The 22,763-nt window shown below is 65.2% G+C and carries 21 protein-coding genes; 10 read left to right on the forward strand and 11 right to left on the reverse strand.

Annotated features, from left to right (window positions below; translation table 11 throughout):
• Window positions 1-161: 161 nt before the first annotated feature.
• The 4 genes from hflD to ACZ75I_RS09485 are packed head-to-tail and all read right to left on the reverse strand — an operon-like array spanning window position 162 to window position 2,849.
• Entirely contained in the window at window positions 162-776 is a 615-nt protein-coding gene (gene hflD, locus ACZ75I_RS09470) for a high frequency lysogenization protein HflD (RefSeq protein ID WP_005416473.1), read from the reverse strand.
• A gap of 12 nt (window positions 777-788) precedes the next feature.
• Entirely contained in the window at window positions 789-1,916 is a 1,128-nt protein-coding gene (gene mnmA / locus ACZ75I_RS09475) for a tRNA 2-thiouridine(34) synthase MnmA (protein WP_180875055.1), read from the reverse strand.
• Window positions 1,913-2,374, reverse strand: a complete 462-nt coding sequence (locus tag ACZ75I_RS09480) for an NUDIX hydrolase (protein ID WP_061478690.1) — start codon at window positions 2,372-2,374, stop codon at window positions 1,913-1,915. Before ACZ75I_RS09480 ends, mnmA begins: the two co-directional genes overlap by 4 nt.
• Before the next feature lies 1 nt (window position 2,375).
• Entirely contained in the window at window positions 2,376-2,849 is a 474-nt protein-coding gene (locus tag ACZ75I_RS09485) for a hypothetical protein (RefSeq protein WP_005416476.1), read from the reverse strand.
• A 112-nt stretch (window positions 2,850-2,961) separates the two neighbouring features.
• Here ACZ75I_RS09485 and clpS point away from each other — a divergent pair, with 112 nt between their 5' ends.
• On the forward strand, window positions 2,962-3,288 hold the full coding sequence (clpS, locus tag ACZ75I_RS09490; RefSeq protein WP_005416477.1) for an ATP-dependent Clp protease adapter ClpS: 327 nt from the start codon (window positions 2,962-2,964) through the stop codon (window positions 3,286-3,288).
• A 175-nt stretch (window positions 3,289-3,463) separates the two neighbouring features.
• Here clpS and ACZ75I_RS09495 read toward each other — a convergent pair whose 3' ends face one another.
• Window positions 3,464-4,276: an APH(6) family putative aminoglycoside O-phosphotransferase gene (locus tag ACZ75I_RS09495; RefSeq protein ID WP_472959012.1), complete on the reverse strand. Its 813-nt coding sequence runs from the start codon at window positions 4,274-4,276 to the stop codon at window positions 3,464-3,466.
• A 138-nt stretch (window positions 4,277-4,414) separates the two neighbouring features.
• On the opposite strand from ACZ75I_RS09495, the gene clpA reads away from it, so the two are divergent.
• From clpA to ACZ75I_RS09510, 3 genes are all read left to right on the forward strand, one after another.
• Window positions 4,415-6,700, forward strand: a complete 2,286-nt coding sequence (gene clpA, locus ACZ75I_RS09500; protein ID WP_180867982.1) for an ATP-dependent Clp protease ATP-binding subunit ClpA — start codon at window positions 4,415-4,417, stop codon at window positions 6,698-6,700.
• A 175-nt stretch (window positions 6,701-6,875) separates the two neighbouring features.
• Complete coding sequence (locus ACZ75I_RS09505; RefSeq protein ID WP_049412363.1) at window positions 6,876-7,154, forward strand: type II toxin-antitoxin system RelE/ParE family toxin; 279 nt, start codon at window positions 6,876-6,878, stop codon at window positions 7,152-7,154.
• An 8-nt stretch (window positions 7,155-7,162) separates the two neighbouring features.
• On the forward strand, window positions 7,163-7,450 hold the full coding sequence (locus ACZ75I_RS09510; protein WP_049412360.1) for a HigA family addiction module antitoxin: 288 nt from the start codon (window positions 7,163-7,165) through the stop codon (window positions 7,448-7,450).
• A 48-nt stretch (window positions 7,451-7,498) separates the two neighbouring features.
• Here the strand turns inward: ACZ75I_RS09510 and ACZ75I_RS09515 are convergent, their stop codons facing one another.
• The 3 genes from ACZ75I_RS09515 to aat form a co-directional block, all read right to left on the reverse strand.
• Window positions 7,499-7,885: a hypothetical protein gene (locus ACZ75I_RS09515; RefSeq protein ID WP_180867981.1), complete on the reverse strand. Its 387-nt coding sequence runs from the start codon at window positions 7,883-7,885 to the stop codon at window positions 7,499-7,501.
• Window positions 7,886-8,087: 202 nt separating this feature from the next.
• Complete coding sequence (infA, locus tag ACZ75I_RS09520; protein WP_005409596.1) at window positions 8,088-8,306, reverse strand: translation initiation factor IF-1; 219 nt, start codon at window positions 8,304-8,306, stop codon at window positions 8,088-8,090.
• A gap of 86 nt (window positions 8,307-8,392) precedes the next feature.
• On the reverse strand, window positions 8,393-9,133 hold the full coding sequence (gene aat, locus ACZ75I_RS09525; protein WP_049412355.1) for a leucyl/phenylalanyl-tRNA--protein transferase: 741 nt from the start codon (window positions 9,131-9,133) through the stop codon (window positions 8,393-8,395).
• A gap of 198 nt (window positions 9,134-9,331) precedes the next feature.
• Between aat and ACZ75I_RS09530 the strand changes: the two genes are divergently transcribed.
• Window positions 9,332-10,591 carry a hypothetical protein gene (locus tag ACZ75I_RS09530; RefSeq protein WP_472959013.1) on the forward strand — a complete coding sequence of 420 codons (1,260 nt, stop codon included), beginning with the start codon at window positions 9,332-9,334 and terminating at the stop codon, window positions 10,589-10,591.
• Window positions 10,592-10,612: 21 nt separating this feature from the next.
• Here ACZ75I_RS09530 and ACZ75I_RS09535 read toward each other — a convergent pair whose 3' ends face one another.
• The gene (locus ACZ75I_RS09535; protein ID WP_180867979.1) at window positions 10,613-11,737 is read right to left on the reverse strand and encodes a GNAT family N-acetyltransferase; all 1,125 of its coding nucleotides are present in this window, start codon (window positions 11,735-11,737) and stop codon (window positions 10,613-10,615) included.
• A gap of 191 nt (window positions 11,738-11,928) precedes the next feature.
• On the opposite strand from ACZ75I_RS09535, the gene ACZ75I_RS09540 reads away from it, so the two are divergent.
• Window positions 11,929-13,437: an N-acetylmuramoyl-L-alanine amidase family protein gene (locus tag ACZ75I_RS09540; protein WP_154350746.1), complete on the forward strand. Its 1,509-nt coding sequence runs from the start codon at window positions 11,929-11,931 to the stop codon at window positions 13,435-13,437.
• A 100-nt stretch (window positions 13,438-13,537) separates the two neighbouring features.
• Here the strand turns inward: ACZ75I_RS09540 and trxB are convergent, their stop codons facing one another.
• On the reverse strand, window positions 13,538-14,509 hold the full coding sequence (gene trxB, locus ACZ75I_RS09545) for a thioredoxin-disulfide reductase (RefSeq protein ID WP_005416486.1): 972 nt from the start codon (window positions 14,507-14,509) through the stop codon (window positions 13,538-13,540).
• 233 nt (window positions 14,510-14,742) lie between these two features.
• Between trxB and ACZ75I_RS09550 the strand changes: the two genes are divergently transcribed.
• The 3 genes from ACZ75I_RS09550 to lolA all read left to right on the forward strand — a co-directional run bounded on the left by ACZ75I_RS09550 (window position 14,743) and on the right by lolA (window position 19,836).
• Window positions 14,743-17,103: a DNA translocase FtsK gene (locus ACZ75I_RS09550; RefSeq protein WP_472959014.1), complete on the forward strand. Its 2,361-nt coding sequence runs from the start codon at window positions 14,743-14,745 to the stop codon at window positions 17,101-17,103.
• A 39-nt stretch (window positions 17,104-17,142) separates the two neighbouring features.
• Complete coding sequence (locus ACZ75I_RS09555; protein ID WP_472959015.1) at window positions 17,143-19,086, forward strand: DUF3857 domain-containing protein; 1,944 nt, start codon at window positions 17,143-17,145, stop codon at window positions 19,084-19,086.
• A 111-nt stretch (window positions 19,087-19,197) separates the two neighbouring features.
• Entirely contained in the window at window positions 19,198-19,836 is a 639-nt protein-coding gene (gene lolA / locus ACZ75I_RS09560; protein ID WP_472959016.1) for an outer membrane lipoprotein periplasmic chaperone LolA, read from the forward strand.
• Between the two features lie 34 nt (window positions 19,837-19,870).
• Here the strand turns inward: lolA and ACZ75I_RS09565 are convergent, their stop codons facing one another.
• A complete protein-coding gene (locus tag ACZ75I_RS09565) occupies window positions 19,871-21,031 on the reverse strand; it encodes a hypothetical protein (RefSeq protein WP_472959017.1) in 1,161 nt (386 codons plus the stop codon).
• A gap of 320 nt (window positions 21,032-21,351) precedes the next feature.
• Here ACZ75I_RS09565 and ACZ75I_RS09570 point away from each other — a divergent pair, with 320 nt between their 5' ends.
• Complete coding sequence (locus tag ACZ75I_RS09570) at window positions 21,352-22,629, forward strand: replication-associated recombination protein A (protein WP_258009385.1); 1,278 nt, start codon at window positions 21,352-21,354, stop codon at window positions 22,627-22,629.
• The last annotated feature ends 134 nt before the right edge of the window (window positions 22,630-22,763 follow it).

Consider the following 22,763-nt stretch of genomic DNA (forward strand, 5'->3'; position numbering starts at 1 on the left):
GACGTTCTCGGGAGGTGCACGGAGGATGTATCGGCCGTACCCCCTTTCTCTTTAACGTCGATGTGCCTGGAAGTGCATTCTGAATGCGCCGGTTTTCCGGCGCCTGTGCGGTCTCGGGGTCGGATCCCTTTCCCATGGAAAAGGGCTCTGACCCCACACCCTCAGGCCAGCTGCCGGTCCACGGCCTCGATCATCGCCTTTCGCCCGAACAGGAAGTCCCAGTAGCTGCCGCCCAGCTGGCGCCACAGCACTGCCGAGCGCACCGCCGCCAACAGCAGGGCACGGATCTCGGCCACCACGCCGGCCTGGCCCAGGTAGTGCGGGTTGCCCTGCACCATCACACGCGGCTTGAGGTGGCTGATGGTGTCCGCGTACAGGCTTCCCAGGCTGGCCAGCACATCCGGGTGGCCGCTGTCGCCCAGTTCGGTGGCCTGGCGCTGGGCACGCTCGATGCCCGAAGCAACCTTGTTCACGGTGGCGCCATCCTGCACGAAGCGGCGCTCCAGCTGCAGCACCGACAGCGCCAGCTTCGGCAGGATCGGATCCTGGCCCTGGTTGCGGAAGTAGTTGTGCAGCAGGCGCAGCCCGGCCTTCAGTGCATGGCGGTCACCGAACACCGCCTGTGGCGAGGACGCATCGACACGGAACACGCTGTCCACGGCGGTGCGCACGGCGGCGGCGTCGGAATGGCCGGTATCGGCGATGCGGCGTACCTGCTGCAGGGCCTGGGCAATGCCGGCCAGGGCCAGGACGCGGTCGTCGACAGTGAAACTCATGCAGCGATTACCTCAAAAGGGGGAGGGGGTGGTGCGCAGGCGCTGTTCCAGCGGCGCATCGGTGGCGGCGATCACCGCGCCACCCAGGCATACATCACCGTCATACAGCACCAGCGATTGACCGGGGGTAACGGCGCGCTGCGGGCGCGCGAAGGTGACCAGCACGCTGCCATCGTCCAGCACGTCGACCGTACACGGCTCATCGGGCTGTCGGTAGCGGGTCTGGGCGGTGCATTCGAATCGCCGCGCGGGTGGCGAGCCCGCGATCCAATGCGCCGCCTCCGATCGCAGGCGCTCGGACAGCATCCATGGGCTGTCGCGGTCCTGGTCGACGTACAGCACGTTGCTGGCCACATCCTTGCCGACCACGTACCACGGGGCGGCCGGGCGGCCGCGCACGCCGCCGATGTTCAGGCCCTCGCGCTGGCCCAGGGTGAAATAGAACACGCCCGGATGTTCGGCGATCACGCTGCCGTCGGCCGGGTCGAGGATCTGGCCGGGCCTGGCCGGCAGGTAGCGGCCGAGGAACTCGCGGAAATCCCGCTCGCCGATGAAGCAGATGCCGGTGGAGTCCTTCTTGGCATGGGTCGGCAGGCCGACGTCGCGCGCAATCCGGCGCAGGTCGGTCTTCTCCAGGTCGCCGATCGGGAACAGTGTGGCCGCCAGCTGCTCCTGGCCCAGCTGGTGCAGGAAGTAGCTCTGGTCCTTGGAGCGGTCGGCGCCGCGCAGCAGCAACCACTGGTGGCCACGCCGGGTCACCCGCGCGTAGTGGCCGGTGGCGATGCGCTCGGCGCCCAGCTCGCGGGCGGCATCCAGGAAATGCTTGAACTTCACCTCGCGGTTGCACAGCACGTCCGGGTTCGGCGTGCGGCCAGCGGCGTATTCGGCCAGGAAGTGCTCGAACACGCCCTGCCAGTACTCGCTGGAAAAGTCCCGGAAGTGGAAAGGGATACCGAGCAGGCCGCATACGGCGACCGCATCGCGGCGGTCATCCTCGGCGCGGCAGTCACCGCTGCCGTCGTCGGCCCAGTTCTGCATGAACAGGCCGGCCACGGCCTCGCCCTGCTGGACCAGGCGCCAGGCGGCGACCGAAGAGTCGACACCACCCGAGACGCCCACCATCACGCGCGGTGTGCTCATGCGACCTCCCGGACCAGCGAAAGCGGATGGCGCTGGCCACCCAGGTAATCCGCCACCACCTCCCAGACCAGCGGGCTGCGCTGGCGCTCGCCGGCGGCCTGCAGCTCGGCCGGGGTCAGCCACAGCGCGCGGTCGATGCCGGTATCCAGCGGTTGGGCCGGGTCGTGCGAGACCGGGCGCGCTGCGTAGCAGAAGCGCAGGAAGGCGGTGCCGTCGCCGGCAGTCCACTGGTAGCAGCCGATGAAATGGGTCAGCTGCACGGTCCAGCCGGTTTCCTCCCGGGTCTCGCGCAGGGCTGCCTCGGCCAGGCTTTCGCCTGGCTCGAGGTGGCCGGCCGGCTGGTTCAGCACCTGGCGGCCTTCAATGGTCTCTTCGACCAGCAGCACGCGGCCGCCGTCAACCACTACCGTGGCGACGGTGGCGTGCGGTGCCCAGCGCGGGTCCGGCGTGGCGTTCAACTCAGAACTCGTCCTTCTTGGTCAGCTCCAGCTCCATCGCGTCGGCGGTGCGGATGGCCGCATCGATGGCGTCGCTGAGCTGGTCCGGGGTGGCATCGGCGTCGATCTTGACCACGAACATGGCGGTGGTGTCCTGCTTCACCCAGCCGCCCATCTTGGCGTCCTGCGAATCTTCCAGCAGGCGGTTGGCCACGGCCACCGGGAACTGCTTGGTCTTGGCGTTGTAGGCCGGCGACCAGATCTCACGGATGTTGTGGCTGCCGAAATCCTCCACCGCCGAGCGCACGTAGACCATCTGGGTGCGGTCACCCTCGACGTCGAAGACCATGCGGTAGTCGCCATCCTCGTCGACTTCGTAGGTATAGCCCAGCTTGTCCAGGTGGCGGGCCACGGACTTGTCGGCGCTGGTTGCGGCAGTGGCAGAGCCGGCAGCGGCCAGCGCGATCAGCAGGGCGGGAAGAAGGGTCCTTTTCATGAAGATCCTGTGAAACAGTGTTGGGAGAGGATGCAATTGTGACGGTGGGCGTGCGTGCCGTCCAATCTGCGGCGAGCCGACGCAGGCCTGCCCGAGCCCCTATAATGGACGGATGCCCCATGAGTCCTCCCCCGATTCCCAGCACGAGCACGGCGTTGCCGTAGAGCCCGCGCGCCCGGAAGTGGCGCCGCCGCCGTTCTACCAGGTGATGCTGCTCAACGACGACTACACCCCGATGGATTTCGTGGTGGATGTGCTGCAGCAGTTCTTCAGCATGGACCTGGACAAGGCCACCCAGGTGATGCTGCACGTCCACACCCGCGGCCGCGGCGTCTGCGGTGTCTTCACCCGTGAAGTGGCGGAGACCAAGGTTGCCCAGGTCAACGAGTACTCGCGGATGAACCAGCATCCGCTGCTGTGCACGATGGAAAAGGCCTGACCGGCTGGCGATTCTCGTCCGGGCACAAGGATCCCGGACCCAGTGTGCCCACCAAGGCGGGCACCTACCGAAGCAGAGGCCTGTAGAGCCGAGCCTGCGCTCGGCTGCTTTTCGTTCAGATGTTCCGCATTCCCGGAAGCACAGCCGAGCATGGGCTCGGCTCTACAGGTCGAGATCACCCCGCCGCCAGCGCCTCCAGCGCCATCCGTGCCACGGCCTCGTCCACGTCGGCCGGGTCGCCATCATCCCTGAACCATACCGCCGACAGCCCCGCACTGGCCGCGATCCAGCGCAGCAGGCGTGTACGTTCCAGGCCGGCCAGTGCAGTGACCTGTTCCAGCCGTGCGGCAAACCGCTCGGGCCGCGTCGCAACGTGGATGCCCGGGCCGCAGAGATCCGGGTTGCTGAACAGCGTCGTGTAATCGAACGCACGGTCGCCCAGCAGCCGCTTCGGGTCGATCGCCAGCCAGCCGCGCCTGCCGAAATCCAGCACGTTGTCGTGGTGCAGGTCACCGTGCAGGGGCCGGACCTCGCGTTCTTCCATCAGTAACGCCTCCGCCAGTGATCTGCACTGTTCCAGCAGTGGCGGCAGCGCGGCCCTTGGCTGCAGCAGATCGGCGAACCATGTACGCAGGCAGACCAGTTCCGCTGGCGGCGCGCTCCGTGGCCGGTGCAGCCGTTGCAGGACCTGGCACAGGATCGTGGTGCAGGCCTCATCGTCGCCCTCGATCGAGCGTTGTCGCAGCGAGTCGCCGCCGGCACGTTCGATCAGGATCGCCGGCCCGGCGTGGGCCAGCAGGCGGGCAGCGCCATCGCCGTTCCACCAGCGCAGCAGGCGATGGCTGTTCTGCTCCTCCGCTTCGCTGCTGATCTTCAGCATCGCCGGCTCGCCGGCAGCGGTCAGTACCGGCCAGAGCCGGGCGTGAGGTGTTTCGATGGCCGGGCCATCACGCCGCAATCGCCAGCGGCTCAGGTAGGGTTCGCTCATGCCGGTTGAGGTCTTCTGGAGTGAACGAAGATCAAGCGTTCTGCAGTGCTAACGCCATCTGAACGCAGCAATCCGCTAGGGTGATGGAAATCGCGTAGTCAGGCCGCATATTGTTCCCATCTGCCGCCGGAGTAATCCATGTTCAGCAAAGACCTCGAACACACCATCGGCCAGTGCTACAAGCGCGCCCGTGAGGCCCGGCATGAGTTCATGACGGTCGAACACCTGCTGTTGGCACTGCTCGACAACCCGTCCGCCCAGGCCGTACTGAAGGCCTGTGGTGCCGACGCCGAACGCCTGCGCCAGGAGCTGGAGCAGGCCATCGAGGCCTCGGTGTCCCGCCTGGCCGAGGATGACGGCCGTGACACCCAGCCGACCCTGGGCTTCCAGCGGGTGCTGCAGCGGGCCGTGTACCACGTGCAGTCCTCGGGCAAGAAGGAGGTCACCGGCGCCAACGTGCTGGTCGCCATCTTCGGCGAAAAGGACTCCCACGCCGTCTACTACCTCAACCAGCAGGACGTGACCCGGCTGGATGTGGTCAATTACCTGTCCCACGGCATCGCCAAGCTGGGCGAGGAAGGCGAGCAGCCGTCCTCCTCCTCCGACGGCGAGGGCCGCATGGAAGGCGGGGAGGGCGAGTCGAAGGGCGATGCCCTGACCGAATTCGCCAGCAACCTCAACGAACAGGCCCGGTCCGGCCGCATCGATCCCCTGGTCGGTCGTGGCGACGAGATCGAGCGCACCATCCAGGTCCTGTGCCGCCGCCGCAAGAACAACCCGCTGTACGTGGGCGAGGCCGGCGTGGGCAAGACCGCCATCGCCGAGGGCCTGGCCCGCCGCATCGTCGAGGGCTCGGTACCCGACGTGCTGGCCGACGCGGTGATCTACTCGCTCGACCTGGGCGCGCTGGTGGCCGGCACCAAGTACCGCGGCGACTTCGAGAAGCGGCTGAAGGGTGTGTTGACCGCGCTGAAGAAGGTGCCCAACGCAGTGCTGTTCATCGACGAGATCCACACCATCATCGGCGCCGGCTCGGCGTCGGGCGGCACCATGGATGCGTCCAACCTGATCAAGCCGGCCTTGGCCTCCGGGGAGCTGCGCTGCATCGGTTCGACCACTTTCCAGGAATACCGCGGCATCTTCGAGAAGGACCGGGCACTGGCCCGCCGCTTCCAGAAGATCGACATCGTGGAGCCGACCGTTGGCGAGACCTACGAGATCCTGCAGGGCCTGAAGTCCAAGTACGAGCTGCACCACAGCGTGACCTATTCGGATGAAGCGCTGCAGGCGGCGGTGGACCTGTCGGTGAAGCACATCGGCGACCGCCTGCTGCCAGACAAGGCCATCGACGTGATCGACGAGGCCGGTGCCCGCCAGCGCCTGCTGCCGGAAGGGCAGCGCAAGGAGCTGATCGACGTCGAGGAAGTGGAAGCGATCGTGGCCAAGATGGCGCGTATCCCGACCAAGCAGGTCAGCGCCACCGACAAGGACGTGCTGCAGCATCTGGAGCGCAACCTGAAGATGGTGATCTTCGGGCAGGATCCGGCGATCGAGACGCTGTCCTCGGCGATCAAGCTGGCCCGCTCGGGCCTGGGCAACCCGGAGAAGCCGATCGGCAACTTCCTGTTCGCCGGCCCGACCGGCGTCGGCAAGACCGAGGTGACCAAGCAGCTGGCGCTGCAGCTGGGCATCGAGCTGGTCCGCTTCGACATGTCCGAGTACATGGAGCCGCATTCGATCAGCCGCCTGATCGGCGCCCCTCCGGGCTATGTCGGCTTCGACCAGGGCGGCCTGCTGACCGAGAAGATCGTCAAGACACCGCACTGCGTGCTGCTGCTGGACGAGATCGAGAAGGCGCACCCGGACATCTTCAACATCCTGCTGCAGGTGATGGACCGCGGCGTGCTGACCGATACCAACGGTCGTGAAGCCAACTTCAAGAACGTGGTGCTGGTGATGACCACCAATGCCGGCGCGGCACAGGCCTCGCGGCGCTCGATCGGCTTCACCAAGCAGGACCATGCCACCGATGCGATGGAGACCATCCGCCGCAGCTTCACCCCGGAGTTCCGCAACCGCCTCGATGCGGTGGTGCAGTTCCAGGCGCTGGGCTTCGAGCACATCCTGCGCGTGGTCGACAAGTTCCTGATCGAGCTGGAGATGCTGCTGCAGGACAAGCACGTCAGCCTGTCGGCCACGCCGACCGCGCGCGACTGGTTGGCCCACCACGGCTTCGACCCGCTGATGGGTGCGCGCCCGATGGCCCGCGTGATCCAGGACAAGATCAAGCGTCCGCTGGCCGACGAGCTGCTGTTCGGCAAGCTGGTCAACGGCGGCAAGGTGAGCATCGATGTGCGCGACGACGAACTGGTGGTCGAGACCCAGGCCGAACCAGAGCGTTTGCTGCCGGTCACGGTGGAATGAGCTGACCTCCGTCCGGTTTCGGCGGACCTGACATGACAAGGGCGGCTTCGGCCGCCCTTGTTGTGCTGGGCCTGTCGCCTGCGGCCTTGCTGGAGGGGTGCGAACGCATCAATGCTGTTTCGTGAGCGCGACGGGATTACTTCATTTGTATCGCGCAACGATACGGGATACAGTGATGATCATCGGCTTTCGCCACAAAGGCCTCGAGCGGCTCTACCGCTCCGGTAGCAGCAGCGGGATCCGACGCAGTCACACCAGCAGGGTATTGATGATCCTGTCGATCCTGGATGTGGCATCGGGTCCCGAGGATCTCGCCATGCCTGGATTGCGCCCACACAAGCTGCGGGGCGACCTGCGGGGGCATTGGTCTGTGTGGGTCAATGGCAACTGGCGGATCACCTTTCGTTTCACCGGTGGCGATGTGCAGCTGCTGGACTACCTGGACTATCACTGAGGTTGCGCATGATTCATCACCACCCACATCCAGGGCAGACGATCAAGGCGATGGTCTTCGATCCGATGGATCTCTCGGTGACCGAAGCGGCCGAGCGCTTGGCTATGTCGCGGGTGGCATTGTCGCGGGTGTTGAACGGCAAGGCGGGCATCAGTCCTGATCTGGCCATCCGCCTGGAAATGGCCGGGGTCAGTACGGCGGCTTTCTGGATGGGGCTGCAATCCAATTACGACCTTTGGCTGGCGCGGCAGCACGAGCAGCCGCGGGTGCTGCCACTGGTTGCGCCTGTGCGGTGACACCCCTCCTGACAAGGGCGGCTTCGGCCGCCCTTGTCGTACGCGACGTCAGCGGCTGCGCTGGCGGGCCTTCTTCTTGAAGGTTGCCTCGTCGACTGGCTCGATCTGCGACACGATGCAGCGACTGGAATCGGTGAGCAGCTGGCTGCGGGCGGCAGCGCACAGCAGGCCCTGCTGGCCGTCCGTGGCGAAGCTCAGTTTCCGCGAGTAGCCTGCCGCCGAGCAGTCGTCCTGGAAATGCACGACGTAATGGTCCTGGCCATTGCGCAGCAGGATGTTGCGCGAGGCACCGGCGCGCACCAGTTGCTGGTCGCCGCCCAGTTGGATGCAGTCAGCGGCGTTCGCCGCAGTGGGGGTATCGGCGGCGCGTGCAGGTAGCGCGCTGGCGGACGCGACGAGGGCGATGAGCAGGGCGGTCAGCGAGGGCATGTTCATGGCGGGGCAGGGGATGGCGATCCGGACTGGATCGGGTCCCACGATGCCGCCACGGACGCAGATGCGAATCTGCCGCAAGCAGGGCTGACCGACGTCACGGTGAGTTCGGTCACGATGACCTCCGGCAGGGCCGGATGGCAGGCATGACAAAAGGCCAGCAACCAGGGCTGGCCTTGTCGACGTGGCGCAGCGCGCCGACCGCTTACTTCATGCGGTAGGTGATACGACCCTTGGTCAGGTCGTACGGGGTCATTTCAACCTTGACCCGGTCACCGGTGAGGATGCGGATGTAGTTCTTGCGCATGCGGCCGGAGATGTGGGCGATGATTTCGTGCCCATTTTCCAGGCGAACGCGGAAAGTGGTGTTCGGCAGCGTCTCGCTGACGGTGCCCTCGAACTCGATGGAATCGTCTTTCGACATGTAGTCCTGTGCGGTTCAGAAAACGGCCACGCTGGGCCTAAGGCGCGGTATTTTACGCGTGACCGGCCCAGCTTGCAAAGTTTGCGTTAACCGCCGGCCAAACGCTGGGCTGGCAAGCGTCCGACGGCCTGTGTCCACGGGCCTTCACGGCTGTCACGGCGCACGGCCTGGCGCACGTGCTGCAGGAATTCCGCGCGCGGCAGGTGTCCGGCGCCCATCCGCAGCAGGTGCGGATTTTCCACCTGGGCGTCGATCAGCTCCCAGCCCCAGCCGTGAAGTGTGGACGCCAGTGCCGCCAGCGCGATCTTGGAACCACCGCTGGCGCCACTGAACATGCTCTCGCCGAAAAATACGGTACCGATCGCCACACCGTAGATGCCGCCGACCAGCGTCTGCCGGTCCCAGACCTCGAACGAGTGGGCAAAGCCGAGGTCGTGCAGCTGGCTGTAGGCCTCGATCATGGCCGGGCTGATCCAGGTGCCGTCCTGGCCGGGCCGAGGTGCCGCCGCGCAGGCGCGCATCACCCGGCTGAAGGCGGTGTCGGCGGTGACCTCCCACGTGCTGCCGCGCAACTGGCGGCGGAAGCGGCTGGACAGGTGCACGCCATCTGTGCGGAACACCATGCGCGGGTCAGGCGACCACCACAGGATCGGCTCGCCCTCGCTGAACCACGGAAAGATGCCGCCCGCATACGCGTTGAGCAGGCGCGCTGGGTGCAGGTCGCCACCCACCGCGAGCAGGCCGTCGGGCTGGCGCAGGGCGGTCTCGGCCGGGGGAAAGGGCGCGTCCGGCGCATCGGCCAGGCGCCAGGGCAGCTGGCGGGTCATGCCGGCATTGTAGTCGTCGTGGTGACGGCTGATGTCTGCCGCCATGACTATTCACTGACGACCGGCCCCGCATGAGCGCGTGGCTCGCCTGTCGGCTTCGCTTCTTTTGGGGATTTGTTGCATTCCCCTGAACGGTAGTGCCAGTCACCCTGTGGGCTCATCTTTCAAGTGCGGACTACCGTGAGAACTACTGACACCGTGCAAGAACTGCTTGAGATGGCCGGAATGTCGACTGGCTCAGATAAAGCCATGGTTGCGATGCTGGATCTCTATGAGCGTGATCCTGCCGCCGTCTCGACACTGCTCATCTTGGCGATGAAGGCTCCTGTGGAGAGGAACGGGATGCTTAGGGCTGCGGCTGAGCTGCTGCCGGATGACAGTGCGGCAGAGGTTTGCCGGTTTGCCTGGACTGAGTTCAAGAACGGTAGCCGCCATTGGCTGGCGGCCAGGATCGCGGCGCAGGCGGCCTATCGTCTCCCCGGATTGCTTCATGATGACTGGGATGCCGTCCTTCGCCTGTCGGCACACGAGCCAATAGAAGGCCCGTTCTGGCGGGAGCTGCCGATTGAGGTCGGTCGGAGATGGATTCAGGAGGCAAGAGGGCCGTCGTCGTCTGATGCTGGCTTGCCCGGATTGCCGCTTGAAATGAGTGGGGTTGCGGAGTTCCAAGACGCCGTGCGTGACCTATCTGGTTCACGGGATGAACCTTGGGCGACAATCGGTAGGGAGGGATTGTCTGGCCTTGAGCTGGGCTCGGGACGCGCATTGCATGGAGAGCGTGGTCTCCACCTGCGTTTCAGTGCGCGACTTCAGCGCTTGCAACTGGCGGAATCCACAAAGGTCGAGCGTCGCCTCCAGCGCTTTCATCCCACCTGGAAGGGTGGGAGTGCGAAGGCAACGGCGCATGTGGGTGGCCGCCTGGAAGGGAGATGCGGAATATGCGGCTCACCGCTGCAGCGTTTGCTGGAACTGGAGCTGGCATTGATCGGCCCGTGCACCCTCTCGAAGGTGACGCTCGGCATATGCCTGGACTGTCCCGACAATGGAGAGTCCGGTTGGTGCCACGGAGATCCCGTGTATTTCCGCCACGATTCGCAGGGCTTTCCCAACGCCCATGAATCGCAGGTATTCGATCCGCGGACATGTCCTGAAACGTCCACCACCCTGATGGAGGCGGAGGTCGATCTGGTCGAGCTTGCGGGTCGGATCTGGCAACCGCCGAGTTATGTGGGTGGCTTGCAGAATTACAGCCGAGTGGGCGGATTGCCATCCTGGATCCAGAGCGGATTTTATCTGTCCTGTCCCGAATGTTGCCGCACGATCTTCTTTGTCATGCAGCTTGATTCCCACATTCCATTGGACGATGGCTCCCTAATGCAGTGGATGAATGGAGGCATGCTCTACACGTTCTGGTGCGACCAGTGCAGGATCAGCGGACACTACAGCCAGTACAGCTGAACCAGTCGAGCCAACTCGGCACTACGGCCCTGCGCGGAACGGCCCATGCTCCTGCAGCGCCTGCTGGTAGCGCCGCACATCCCGTCGCTCCTGCCGGCACCAGTCCTGCAGCGCTTCGGCGAAGTCCGCGTCCGCCACCCAGTGCCGGCTGCGCACCAGCGTTGGCAGGAAGCCCCGGGCCAGCTTGTGCTCGCCCTGCGCGCCGGGCTCGAAGCGTGCCAGGCCTTCGCGCAGGCAGTACTCGATGCCCTGGTAATAGCAGGCCTCGAAGTGCAGGCCGGGCAGGGTGGCCCCGCCCCAGTAGCGGCCGTACAGCGTGTCGCCACCGCGCAGGCACAGCGCGCCGGCAATCGGCTCGCCCTCCTGCTCGGCCAGGAACAGCACCAGCCCGCGTCCCAATGAAATGGCCAGATGGCGCAGGAAGGCCTCGGTCAGCGCCGGGGCATTGCCGTACTCAAGGAAGGTCTGCAGGTAGAAGCGGTACATCGCCTGCAGGTCGGCACGGCTGGCTTCATCGCCGTGTACCACGCGAAAGCTGATGCCCTGGCGGGCGACCTTGGCCCGTTCCTGGCGGATGTTCTTGCGGTGCTTGTGGTTCATCGCGCCAAGGAACTGGTCGAATGTCGCCCAGTCACCCGGGTTCTGCCACTGGAACTGCACGTCCTCGCGCAGCAGCCAGTCATCGCCGAACAGCGCCTCGTCCGCTGCGGTGTGGAAATTGATATGGGCCGATGACACGGCCAGTGCCGGCAGTGCATCGCGCAACGCCGACAGCAGCGTGGTGCGCTCTGAATCGTGACGGGCCAGCAGGCGCGGCCCGGTGACCGGCGAGTACGGCACCGCGCCCAGCCACTTCGGGTAGTAGTCGCGGCCATGGCGGGCATAGGCGTTCGCCCAGGCATGGTCAAACACGAATTCGCCGTGGGAGTTGGTCTTCAGGTAGCCCGGAATTGCGCCGATCAGGCGCTCGCCCTCCCACAGCGTGAAGTGCCGGGGCTGCCAGCCCCAGTCCTCGCGCAGGCAGCCGTGCTGTTCCAGGCCTGAAAGGAAGGCGTGGCTGATAAACGGATTCTGGCCGTCGTGCAGGGCGTCCCAGTCGGTGGCGGGAATGGACTGCAGGGAGTCGAGGAAGCGGGTGGAGGGCATGGTTGGCAAGGATAGGCCAGGTGGATCGCGAACGGTGTTGGCGGGGCTGGGTTGGTTTGTTTCGGTTGGTGGTGAGGAAAATTTGAATTCTCCATCCGTGTGCGCTGTGTTGCGGAATGCCTGAATGCGAAAGGACAGAGTGAGCTGCGCCGCTGGAGCGGTGCATTCACTCTCTGCATGGAGTAGCCAAAATGAACCAGAAGCTTAGCCTTGGATCCCTTTCTGTTCTGCTGTCTCTCTTGGGCGGCGGACTGTTGATCAGCCCCGCGCAGGCTGTTGACGCTCCTCGTGCGGTGGAGCAGGACACTGGGCTCGACATCCTCTTGACCCAGAAGGCGCGCGACATTCTGGAGCGCGTTCGTCTTGTGGATGGCCAAGCTCGCAGTCGCCGGGTTGAGGTATCAGCAGATATCGCCAACGGTGTACTGACCGTGGCGCTGGATCGGGACTTCCTTCCTGCCGATTACGGGCCGTCGTTCGAGGATCAGCGAAGTGAGATCAGCTTTGGACTACTGCATTGGGCCGAGCAGATGGCGCCGTTCAGTCGTGTCGTTTTTCTGTATGACGGGAAAGAGATCGAATACTACTTTCCTAAGATAAAGGCTGCGGACGATGCGGCGCGGGAAGCGGGGGAGGCGCTGCGGCGGATGCGTGGAACGCCTGGGTCCGGGATGGCATTTGTCGCAGCCGGGCATGGGTATTTCTACAGCTACAAGGACAACCGGTGGGTGACCTCAAGGGATGAATGGAATGGCGTCTCCGAGGGGCTGTTGACTCCGTCGTACGCCGCAGACCTGAAGGCGATGATCGAGCAAAGGAGCCAAATGCCTGTCGTCCGTCCGCGCGTTCAGATCACGGGGACGACTCATCCGCCGAGTGGTGAGGAGTGGTGGACCATAGCTGCGCGCTACGCAATTGCGGAGCAGTATCCGGCCGAGACAAAGATATGGAATACGTACGCAGGCAGTACGCTTTGGGATCGGGAGGAGCGCGAAGACATCAATAGTCGGCCGCTTCTTGCAAACCACCACGGCGCTGAGGTGGCGATTCATCTGCACAGCAATGGAGAACCCACGGGGGCCGCGCGCGGTACTCGTGTGATCGTGCAACCTGGTAGGCCGATGGATGCTGCCCTTGCACAGAGCGTCCTGTGCTCTATGAAGGAGCTGATTCACTCGGTTCCGGTGTATGCCGATTTTGCGGTAGCCCCAGCTCCCCACGCTGAAAACAAAGGGGAGAATCGTGAGGCAAAGATGCCGTCAATCATTGTTGAGACGGCCTTTCATACCAATCCGGATGATGCCAAGGCCCTCCAGGATCCCGTCTTCCGCACCGCCTCCATGAAAGGCGTCGAGAAGGGCTATCGCCTGTGGGCACAGGGCAAGGCTTGTGAGCCTTTGATGCTCCACCCTATCCCCGATGTCGAGGTTCCGCTGCAGGCGATGCGCGAGCTGACAGTGGCTTTCGCGGGCAATCCCCAGTACCCCCTGGAGCTTGAAGTGGTCGTGGCAGATTGTGATCGGCCCGGATACTGCACGCCGTGGAAGGGCCGCTTTGAGGATCCGGATGCGCCGGTGAAGTTCGGAGTGAGCTGCTCCTCCACGGAGCCCGGCTCAGTCCGCTGGAATGTCCTGATGCGCGATGCGGACGATGTCGTCGCGGCGCCGGTGGCGTTCACCCAGTCCTGTGTCCGGGCCTGAGTGGTGCCTGGAGCGGGTAGTGGGGTTGCGAAAACGGGCGCTTGCGCGCCCGTTTTCCTTAGTCGAGCATGGCTCGACTCTACAGAAGCAGGTTCGCTTCTCAGCTGGCCTTGCCCTGCGCGTCCAGGTAGCGCTCGGCGTCCAGCGCGGCCATGCAGCCGAAGCCGGCCGAAGTGATCGCCTGGCGGTAGTGCTGGTCGGCCACGTCGCCGGCGGCGAACACGCCTTCCACCGAGGTCTGGGTGGCGTTGCCGCCCAGGCCCGAGCGGATTTCCAGGTAGCCGTTGTTCATCGCCAGCTGGCCGTCGAACAGGGTCGTGTTCGGGTGGTGGCCGATGGCCACGAAGAAACCGTGGGCGTCGATGTCGCGGGTGCTGCCGTCCAGGGTGGACTTCACGCGCACGCCGGTCACGCCGGCGTCGTTGCCCAGCACTTCCTCCACTTGGTGGTGCCAGACGGTCTCGATCTTGCCCTCGGCCACCTTCCTGAACAGCTTGTCCTGCATGATCTTCTCCGCCTTCAGGGTGTCGCGGCGGTGGACCAGGTAGACCTTGCGGGCGATGTTGGACAGGTACAGCGCCTCTTCCACGGCGGTGTTGCCGCCACCGACCACGACCACGTCCTGGTCGCGGTAGAAGAAGCCGTCACAGGTGGCGCAGGCGGAGACGCCGCGGCCCTTGAAGGTCTCTTCGGTCGGGATGCCCAGGTATTTGGCGGTGGCGCCAGTGGCGATGATCAGCGCGTCGCAGGTGTACTCGTGACTGTCGCCGATCAGCTTGAACGGGCGCTGCGACAGGTCGGCGGTGTGGATATGGTCGAAGATGACCTCGGTCTCGAAGCGCTCGGCGTGGGCCTGCATGCGCGCCATCAGGTCCGGGCCCATCAGGCCGTGGGCGTCACCCGGCCAGTTGTCCACCTCGGTGGTGGTCATCAGCTGGCCACCCTGCTGCAGGCCGGTGATGACGACCGGCTTCAGGTTGGCACGGGCGGCGTAGACGGCGGCGGTCCAGCCGGCCGGTCCGGAACCGAGGATGACGAGGCGCTGGTGGCGGGAGGGCAGGCTGGTGCTCATGTAAACTCGCGAAAAGGTAGATGGGGCAAGGCGCTGGCGACGTTTGCGCAGCATCCTCGGCAGGTCATAGAGTGGCGGCTGGGGCAGGGCGATTCAAGCCGATGAACAGAACGCCGTCATCCAGCGGTGGTTCCGGGCCTCGGATTGCCCTGTCGGGCGTCGCATAACTGAAAACTGACGCCGTCTCATTTATTATCAATCACTAACAGCGCATTCCAAAGGTATGGTCTAAGGTGGCGAAGCAGGTCCCCGAACGCTCCAAGTCCGACGACAGCAAGGCGTCACGTCGCACGGCCGCGGCGGCAACGACCGACAATCCACGCCGCCAGCGCCTCTGGCGCGATCTGGGCCTGATCGCCATCGCGCCGGCCCTGCTCTATCTGGCGGCCAGTCTTTTCACCTATTCGGCAACCGATCCGGGCTGGTCGCACACCGGCAGCGTGGTCGCGCCGGTGCACAACCTGGGTGGCCGCGCCGGCGCCTGGATCGCCGACGTGCTGCTGCAGCTGTTTGGCTACATCGCCTTCCTGCTGCCGGTGGTGCTCGGCGCGCTGGCGTGGATCGCCATGTTCGGCCTCAAGCGCGAGAGCAAGGGCGAGAACGACCTGGATCCTGCGCTGCGCCTGGTCGGCCTGGTCGGTTTCCTCATCGCCGGCACCGGCTTCCTGCACGTGCGCCTGTTCAGTGGCGACGTCGCCAGTGCCGGCGGCATCCTCGGCAAGCTGGTGGGCAATTCGCTCACGGTGGGCTTCGGCGCGCTGGGCGCCAACCTGTTCGTGCTGGTGCTGCTGCTTGCATCGATCACCCTGGCCACCGGGCTGTCCTGGTTCACGGTGATGGAGAAGATCGGTCGCGGCGTGATGTCGCTGGCGCCGTTGCTGGAACGCAAGAAGGAAGAAGTCACCGAGTGGAAGCAGACCCGGGTGATGCGCGAGGAACGCCAGGAAGTGCGCAAGGCCGACGCCGAGGTGCGCGCCAAGCGCGAGCCGGTGAAGATCGAGCCGCGCCCGGAGCCGGTGATCGAGAAGAGTGATCGGGCCAAGCGCGATACCCAGATTCCGATGTTCCGTGGCGTCAATGGCGATGGTTCCGACCTGCCGCCGCTGGCGCTGCTGGATGATCCCAAGCCGCAGCCGAAGGGCTACGACGAAGAAACGCTGGAAACGCTGTCGCGGCAGATCGAGTTCAAGCTGAAGGACTTCCGCATCGATGCGCAAGTGGTCGGCGCCAACCCTGGCCCGGTCATCACCCGCTTCGAGATCGAGCCGGCACCGGGCATCAAGGTCAGCCAGATCAGTTCGCTGGACAAGGACATCGCGCGTGGCCTGTCGGTGAAGTCGGTGCGCGTGGTCGACGTCATTCCGGGCAAGTCGGTGATCGGCCTGGAAATTCCCAACGTCTCCCGCGAGATGATCTTCCTGTCCGAGCTGCTGCGCTCGAAGGAATATGACAAGTCGGCCAGCGTGCTGACCCTGGCGCTGGGCAAGGACATCGCCGGCCGCCCGACCGTGGCCGATCTGGCGCGCATGCCGCACCTGCTGGTGGCCGGTACGACCGGTTCGGGCAAGTCGGTGGCGGTCAACGCGATGGTGCTGAGCCTGCTGTTCAAGGCCTCGCCGAAAGACCTGCGGATGCTGATGATCGACCCGAAGATGCTCGAGCTGAGCGTCTATCAGGGCATTCCGCACCTGCTGGCGCCGGTGGTCACCGACATGAAGGAGGCCGCCAACGGCCTGCGCTGGTGCGTGGCCGAGATGGAGCGCCGCTACAAGCTGATGAGCGCGGTGGGCGTGCGCAACCTGGCTGGCTTCAACAAGAAGGTGAAGGAAGCCCAGGACGCCGGCCAGCCGCTGATGGACCCGCTGTTCAAGCCGAACCCGGAGCTGGGCGAGGCGCCGCGTCCGCTGGAAACGCTGCCGTTCATCGTCATCTTCATCGACGAATTCGCCGACATGATGATGATCGTCGGCAAGAAGGTGGAAGAGCTGATCGCGCGCCTGGCGCAGAAGGCGCGTGCGGCCGGCATCCACCTGATCCTGGCCACGCAGCGCCCGTCGGTGGACGTGATCACCGGCCTGATCAAGGCCAACATCCCGACCCGCATCGCCTTCCAGGTCAGCTCCAAGATCGACTCGCGCACCATCCTCGACCAGTCCGGCGCGGAAACCCTTCTCGGCCACGGCGACATGCTGTACCTGCCGCCGGGCACCGCGCTGCCCGAGCGTGTGCACGGTGCGTTCGTGTCCGACGATGAAGTGCATCGCGTGGTCGAGCACCTCAAGGCGATGGGCCCGGCCGACTATGTCGACGGCGTGCTGGACGAAGTGCAGACGATGGGCGATGGCGTGGTCGTCGGCGCCACCGGCCTGCCCGAGAACAGCGCTGCTGGCGACGAGTCCGACCCGTTGTATGACGAAGCGCTGCGGGTGGTCACCGAGACCCGTCGTGCATCGATTTCCGGCGTGCAGCGCCGGCTGAAGATCGGCTACAACCGTGCGGCGCGACTGATCGAGGCCATGGAAGCGGCCGGCGTGGTCAGTCCGCCCGAGCACAACGGCGACCGCACGGTGCTCGCACCGCCACCGCCGAAGTAAGACCCGACGTATCCCCCACGACGTCCAAGGAACCGACGCATGCTTCACCCCGTACCAAGCGCGCTGGCGCTGGCGCTGGCAGCCCTGATGGCTGCCGGCCCGGCACTGGCAGAAACCGCCACCTCCGCGCCCGCCACGGCGCCGCCATCCACCAGCGGCGATACCGAAGCCAGCAATAATTTCAGCATTGTCCGTTACCGCGCCGACTACCAGGTGCGGCCCGATGCGGGCAATGTGCAGACCGAAACCTATGAAGTCCTGCTCAAGACCAAGGCCTCCGTCGAGCAGTTCAGCCAGGTGCGGCTGAGCTACAGCGAGAAGATGGAAACGCTGGAAGTGCTCGGTGCCTACACCATCACTGCCGACGGCCAGCGCCGCGACGTGCCGGCCGACCGTATCTACACGCAAGAGAGCTACTCCAGTGCTTCGGCGGCGATGTATGCCGACCGCAAGGTGCGGGTGATCGTGTTCCCGAACCTGGCCCCGGGCACGCGCCTGTACTACCAGGTGCGCCGCACCCAGGCTACGCCGTACTTCCCGGGCTATTTCGGCCTGTGGGAGACCTTCAACGTCTTCACCGAGTACGAGGACGCCGAGGTCACCCTGAGTGCGCCGGCCAACCTGCCGATGTTCGTCGACAGCCGCGGCGTGCAGGGCAGTGACCGGCCGACAGTGAAGAATGGCCAGGCGCAATGGCGCTGGCGCTACCAGCGCCGCGAGGCGATGCCGGCGCAGAACTGGTCGGCGGCAGGCTGGGAGTTCGGCCCGAACATCATGGCCAGCACGTATCGTGACTGGTCGCAGATGGGGCGCGCCTACCAGCTCAAGGCGGGCCCGGCGGCCAAGTTGACCCCGGCGCTGCAGGCGCTCGCTGATGAGATCACCGCCGGCATCAGCGACCGCCGCGAGCAGGCTGACGCGCTGTATCGCTGGGTGGCGCAGAACATCCGCTATGTGGCGGTGTACCTGGGCAACGGCGGCCTGGAGCCGAACAGCGCGCAGAGCATCCTCGACAACCACTACGGTGACTGCAAGGACCATGTGACGATCCTGGAGGCGCTGCTGGCGGCCAAGGGCATCGCCAGCTCGCCGGTGCTGATCGGTGCGGGGGGCGGCCCGACGCTGCCGAAGATTCCGGTGCTGGGTCGCTTCAACCACGCCATCACCTACATCCCCGAGTTTGATCTTTACCTGGATTCGACCACCGCGTGGGCGCGCTTCGGGCAGTTGCCGGAAGGTGACCTGGGTGCGCCGGTGATGCGTACCCGTGATGCCACGCTGGCGCGTACCCCGGCCAACACGCCGGAGCGCAATGCCACCTCGATGGAGGTGCGATTCACCTTCGACGCTGACGGCAACCTGCGCGGCGAGACGATTCCGAAACTTGGCGAGAACGCCGAGATCGGCATGCGTGCGCAGTTCTCCCAGCTCAACGCGCAGAACCGTGCGCGCGCTGAAGAGCAGATCATGGCCTCGTCTGGTTTCGATGGGCGAGGGCAGCTGCAGATCCAGGGCGTGCCGGTCGACCTGACCCGGCCCTTCGGCTATCGCATGGCGTTCCAGGCCGAGGACTACGCCGATTTCAGCGTGGCCGGCGGCATGGCCGTGCCGGACCCGCCGGGTGGCGAGTCGGTGCGTGGCTTGTACGCCACCGCCTCGGCGCCGGCCAACGAGACGCCGTTCTACTGCAATGCCAGCCTGCGCGAGGAAACCTATCGCCTGCAGTTCCCGGCCAATGCGCCGATCATCGCCATTCCGGCCAGCCAGCGCTTTGCCAATGCCGCTGGCGAATACCGGGTGGACTGGAGCCGCGAGGGCCAGGACGTGATCGTGCACCACCGCTTGCGGCAGAACGCGGTGCGTGGGCCGGAGGCGCTGTGCCAGCCGCAGGACTACCCCGCGTTCCGCGCGCTGTACCGCGAAGTGCGTCGCGGCTTCCGCGGCCAGGTGCTGTACGGCCAGCTGCCGGCATCTGGCGGCTGAATCGCCGATGGACGTTCAGGGCGGCATAATGTCGCCCTGATCGCCCATTCATCTTTCTCCGGGCACACTGGCAACCACCTTTCCTGGCGCCCGCGCCCACAGGATTTCCGCATGAACTTCCGCTTCCGCCGTTTCCTTGCCACCACCACGCTGGCCGTGGCCTGCGCCGCCGCCGGCAGTGCCTGGGCTGGCGCCCGCGATGACCTGAAGACCTTCACCAGTGGCCTGAAGGGCCTGGACGGACAGTTCAGCCAGCAGGTGTTCGACAGCCGCGGCAAGGTGAAGGAATCGACCAGTGGCCGCGTGGCCCTGTCGGCGCCGCGCCTGTTCCGCTGGGAATACGTGCGCCCGCACGAACAGCTGATCGTGGCCGACGGCAAGAAGGTCTGGATGTACGAGCCGGACCTGGAGCAGGCCACCGTGCGCGAGCAGGGCAAGGAAGAGCAGAACAGCCCCTTGACCGCGCTGATTAACCCGGCGCTGCTGGAGCAGCAGTACGACCTCAGCGAGGAGGCGGCACAACGGGATGGCCTGCAGTGGCTGTCGCTGTCGCCGAAGCGCGATACCGAGGCCAGCTTCCAGTACGCTGCACTAGGCTTCAATGCCCAGGGGCTGGCGAGGATGGAGATCACCGACGCGGTCGGCCAGCGCACCGTGATCAATTTCAGCGGCTGGAAGCGCAACCCGACGTTCGCGGCCTCGACCTTCCGCTTCAGCCCGCCGGCCGGCACCGACGTCATCGGCAACTGATGGGTGACGCCGGGCATGGCCCGGCGCTACCAGTTCATCCGTTGTCGGGGTGAACGATGACCTGCCACGCGGTGCCATCAAATCGAATCAGGTCCCAGGGCGTCAGCACCCACAGCACGTTGCCGACGGAACTGATATCAACAATCGTTGCATCTCTCAGTTCTTCGGGGATGCGTTCCAGCAAGGGTTCAATTGCACCGGTTTCGAGGCTGTAGACGTAGAGGCCTCCATATTCAGCGCCGATGTAGATCTGTTGCCCATGTTGGCAGGCCGAGCAGAAATTGACTTCATCGCCTACGTCGTGGAGCAGGCGCTCAAATCCAGTGGATATGTTGCCGGTAACGACGGTGCCTTCCTCGCCAACAAGGACGAGGCGGCCTAGGTCGGTTCTGCAGGCATGAAACAGCTCCGCAGTGGTGACTTGTTCGGGCAGCGTCCAGTTCAAGCCGTTCCAGTGTGCAATCAGGCCATCAGAGCCGATCGCGTAGAGGTCTGTTAAGCCGGTTCCGCAGAGGTCATTCACGCTGGGCGCGTCGAGACTGGCGAGCCACTCCCGATGACCAGGGTCTTTGCGGCCCTCGGCAATCTGGCTGCGCGTTTCGTCGAACTTTCGGCGCAGCTCGGCCTCACGCTTCGCCGGATCAGCGGGCAGTGGGGCAGCGCCGTCACGTTCGAATATGTGGCCGCAATACAAAAGCCACGTTTCAAAGTCGATCGACTTCAGATCGTCCTCAATACTGCTGTGCTCGGCTGCCGGAAAGTGCGTGGGAAGTTGCTTCCATCCGGCCTCGGTGCGGTGATAGATCATTCCGTGCACACCGCAGCAGAACAGATCTTCACCCAACTGCCGAATCCGGGTCAGGCCGCCTGTATCCGCCTTCACGCGCTCAATAGTGGCGCCAACGCGGGCGTGGTATTCCAGCTGCCCCCAATAGTCCAGCGCGAGTAGGCGCTGTGGGCCACCGCTGTCTTCCGGTGGGATGAATAGTGTGGACATGACCTGGAAGTCCAGCAGGTCGTGATGGAACCAACCTTCCTGGGGTATACGGCCAAAGACGAACATCCGGGTGGGCGGGCCGGGATCCGGGTCGTAGTATTCATGGCCTGGGCCGAGGGCTGCAGCCAGATAGTAGACGTCCGCATTGACAGCGCAGCCGGCAACAAACTCAAGGACATTGGATTCGGGATCGCGCACGAGTGGGTTCTGAGTGGTTGAGTTGCGAATTCTCCGTTACTGATGAGGACGCACCGACCCGGGCAAAACATGCTCATGGTGAATCAGTGGCTTACCGATGTAAGGGGGCGCCGGCTCCGGTCCATTCCCGACACATTCTGGGACTGTCGGCCAGAGGCCGGCGCCATCGATCCCTGTGGCCTGATCCGCCGGGCATGGTCCGGCGCTACCGACGGGGGGCGCGGTACAATGAGCGGGTGCCAAGACAACGCTCCACTTCCTTCCCCGGCCCCGATCTGCTGAGTGTCGATCGGGATCATCTGCGCCCGCTCGCCGAGCGCATGCGTCCGCAGACGCTCGATGAAATGGTCGGGCAGAAGCGCCTGCTCGCTCCGGACAGTGCACTGCGCCGGGCGGTCGAGTCCGGTCGCGTGCATTCGATGATCCTGTGGGGCCCGCCGGGCTGTGGCAAGACCACGTTGTCGCTGCTGCTGGCCGAGTATTCCGATGCCGAGTTCCGCGCCATCTCCGCCGTGCTGTCCGGCCTGCCGGAGGTGCGTCAGGTCCTGGCCGAAGCGGCGCAGCGTTTCGCCGAAGGCCGGCGTACCGTGCTGTTCGTCGATGAGGTGCATCGCTTCAACAAGGCGCAGCAGGACGCGTTCCTGCCGCATATCGAGCGCGGCACCATCCTGTTCGTGGGTGCCACGACCGAGAACCCGTCCTTCGAGCTGAACTCGGCGCTGCTGTCACGCTGCCGCGTGCACGTGTTGGAGGCGGTCTCGCCCACCGACATCGTCGAGGCACTGCAGCGGGCGCTGGGGGATCGCGAGCGCGGTCTGGGCCAGGAGTCCATCGAGGTTGCGCCCGAGCTGCTGCTGGAGATCGCCACCGCTGCCGATGGCGACGTGCGCCGCGCGTTGACCCTGCTGGAAATCGCCGCCGAACTGGCAGGGGGCGAGGGCGGGCACATCACCCCGCAGACGCTCACCCAGGTGCTGGCCGACCGTACCCGCCGTTTCGACAAGGGTGGCGAGCAGTTCTACGACCAGATCTCGGCGTTGCACAAGTCGGTGCGCAGTTCCAATCCCGATGCGGCGCTGTACTGGCTGACCCGCATGCTCGACGGCGGCTGTGATCCGTCGTACCTGGCGCGCCGGCTGACCCGCATGGCGATCGAGGACATCGGCCTGGCCGATCCGCGAGCACAGAGCATGGCGCTGGAAGCGTGGGACATCTACGAACGGCTGGGCAGCCCCGAAGGCGAGCTCGCGTTCGCCCAGCTGGTGCTGTACCTGGCCAGCACCGCCAAGTCGAATGCAGGCTACGCGGCGTTCAACCAGGCCAAGGCCGACGTGCGCCAGAGCGGTACCGAAGAGGTGCCCCTGCACCTGCGCAATGCGCCAACCAAGCTGATGAAGGAGCTGGGCTATGGCGCCGAATACCAGTACGACCATGATGCTGAAGGTGGCATCGCGCTGGACCAGACCGGTTTCCCGGATGCGATGGGCGAACGGGTGTACTACAACCCGGTGCCGCGTGGCCTGGAGATCAAGCTGAAGGAAAAGCTTGATCGCCTGCGCGCCGAGCGTGAAGCGGCGAGGGCCGCAAAGGGCCGTTGAGTCGGCTCATGTAGCGTCGAGCCTCGCTCGACTCCGCTCTGGACCGATCCAGCAGCACCTGCGGAAACAGCAGCCGAGCATGGCTCGGCTCTACAGGGGTAATCACAGTCGAGTGTGGTTCGTCACCACATTGT

This window comes from Stenotrophomonas sp. X, from assembly GCF_055721025.1.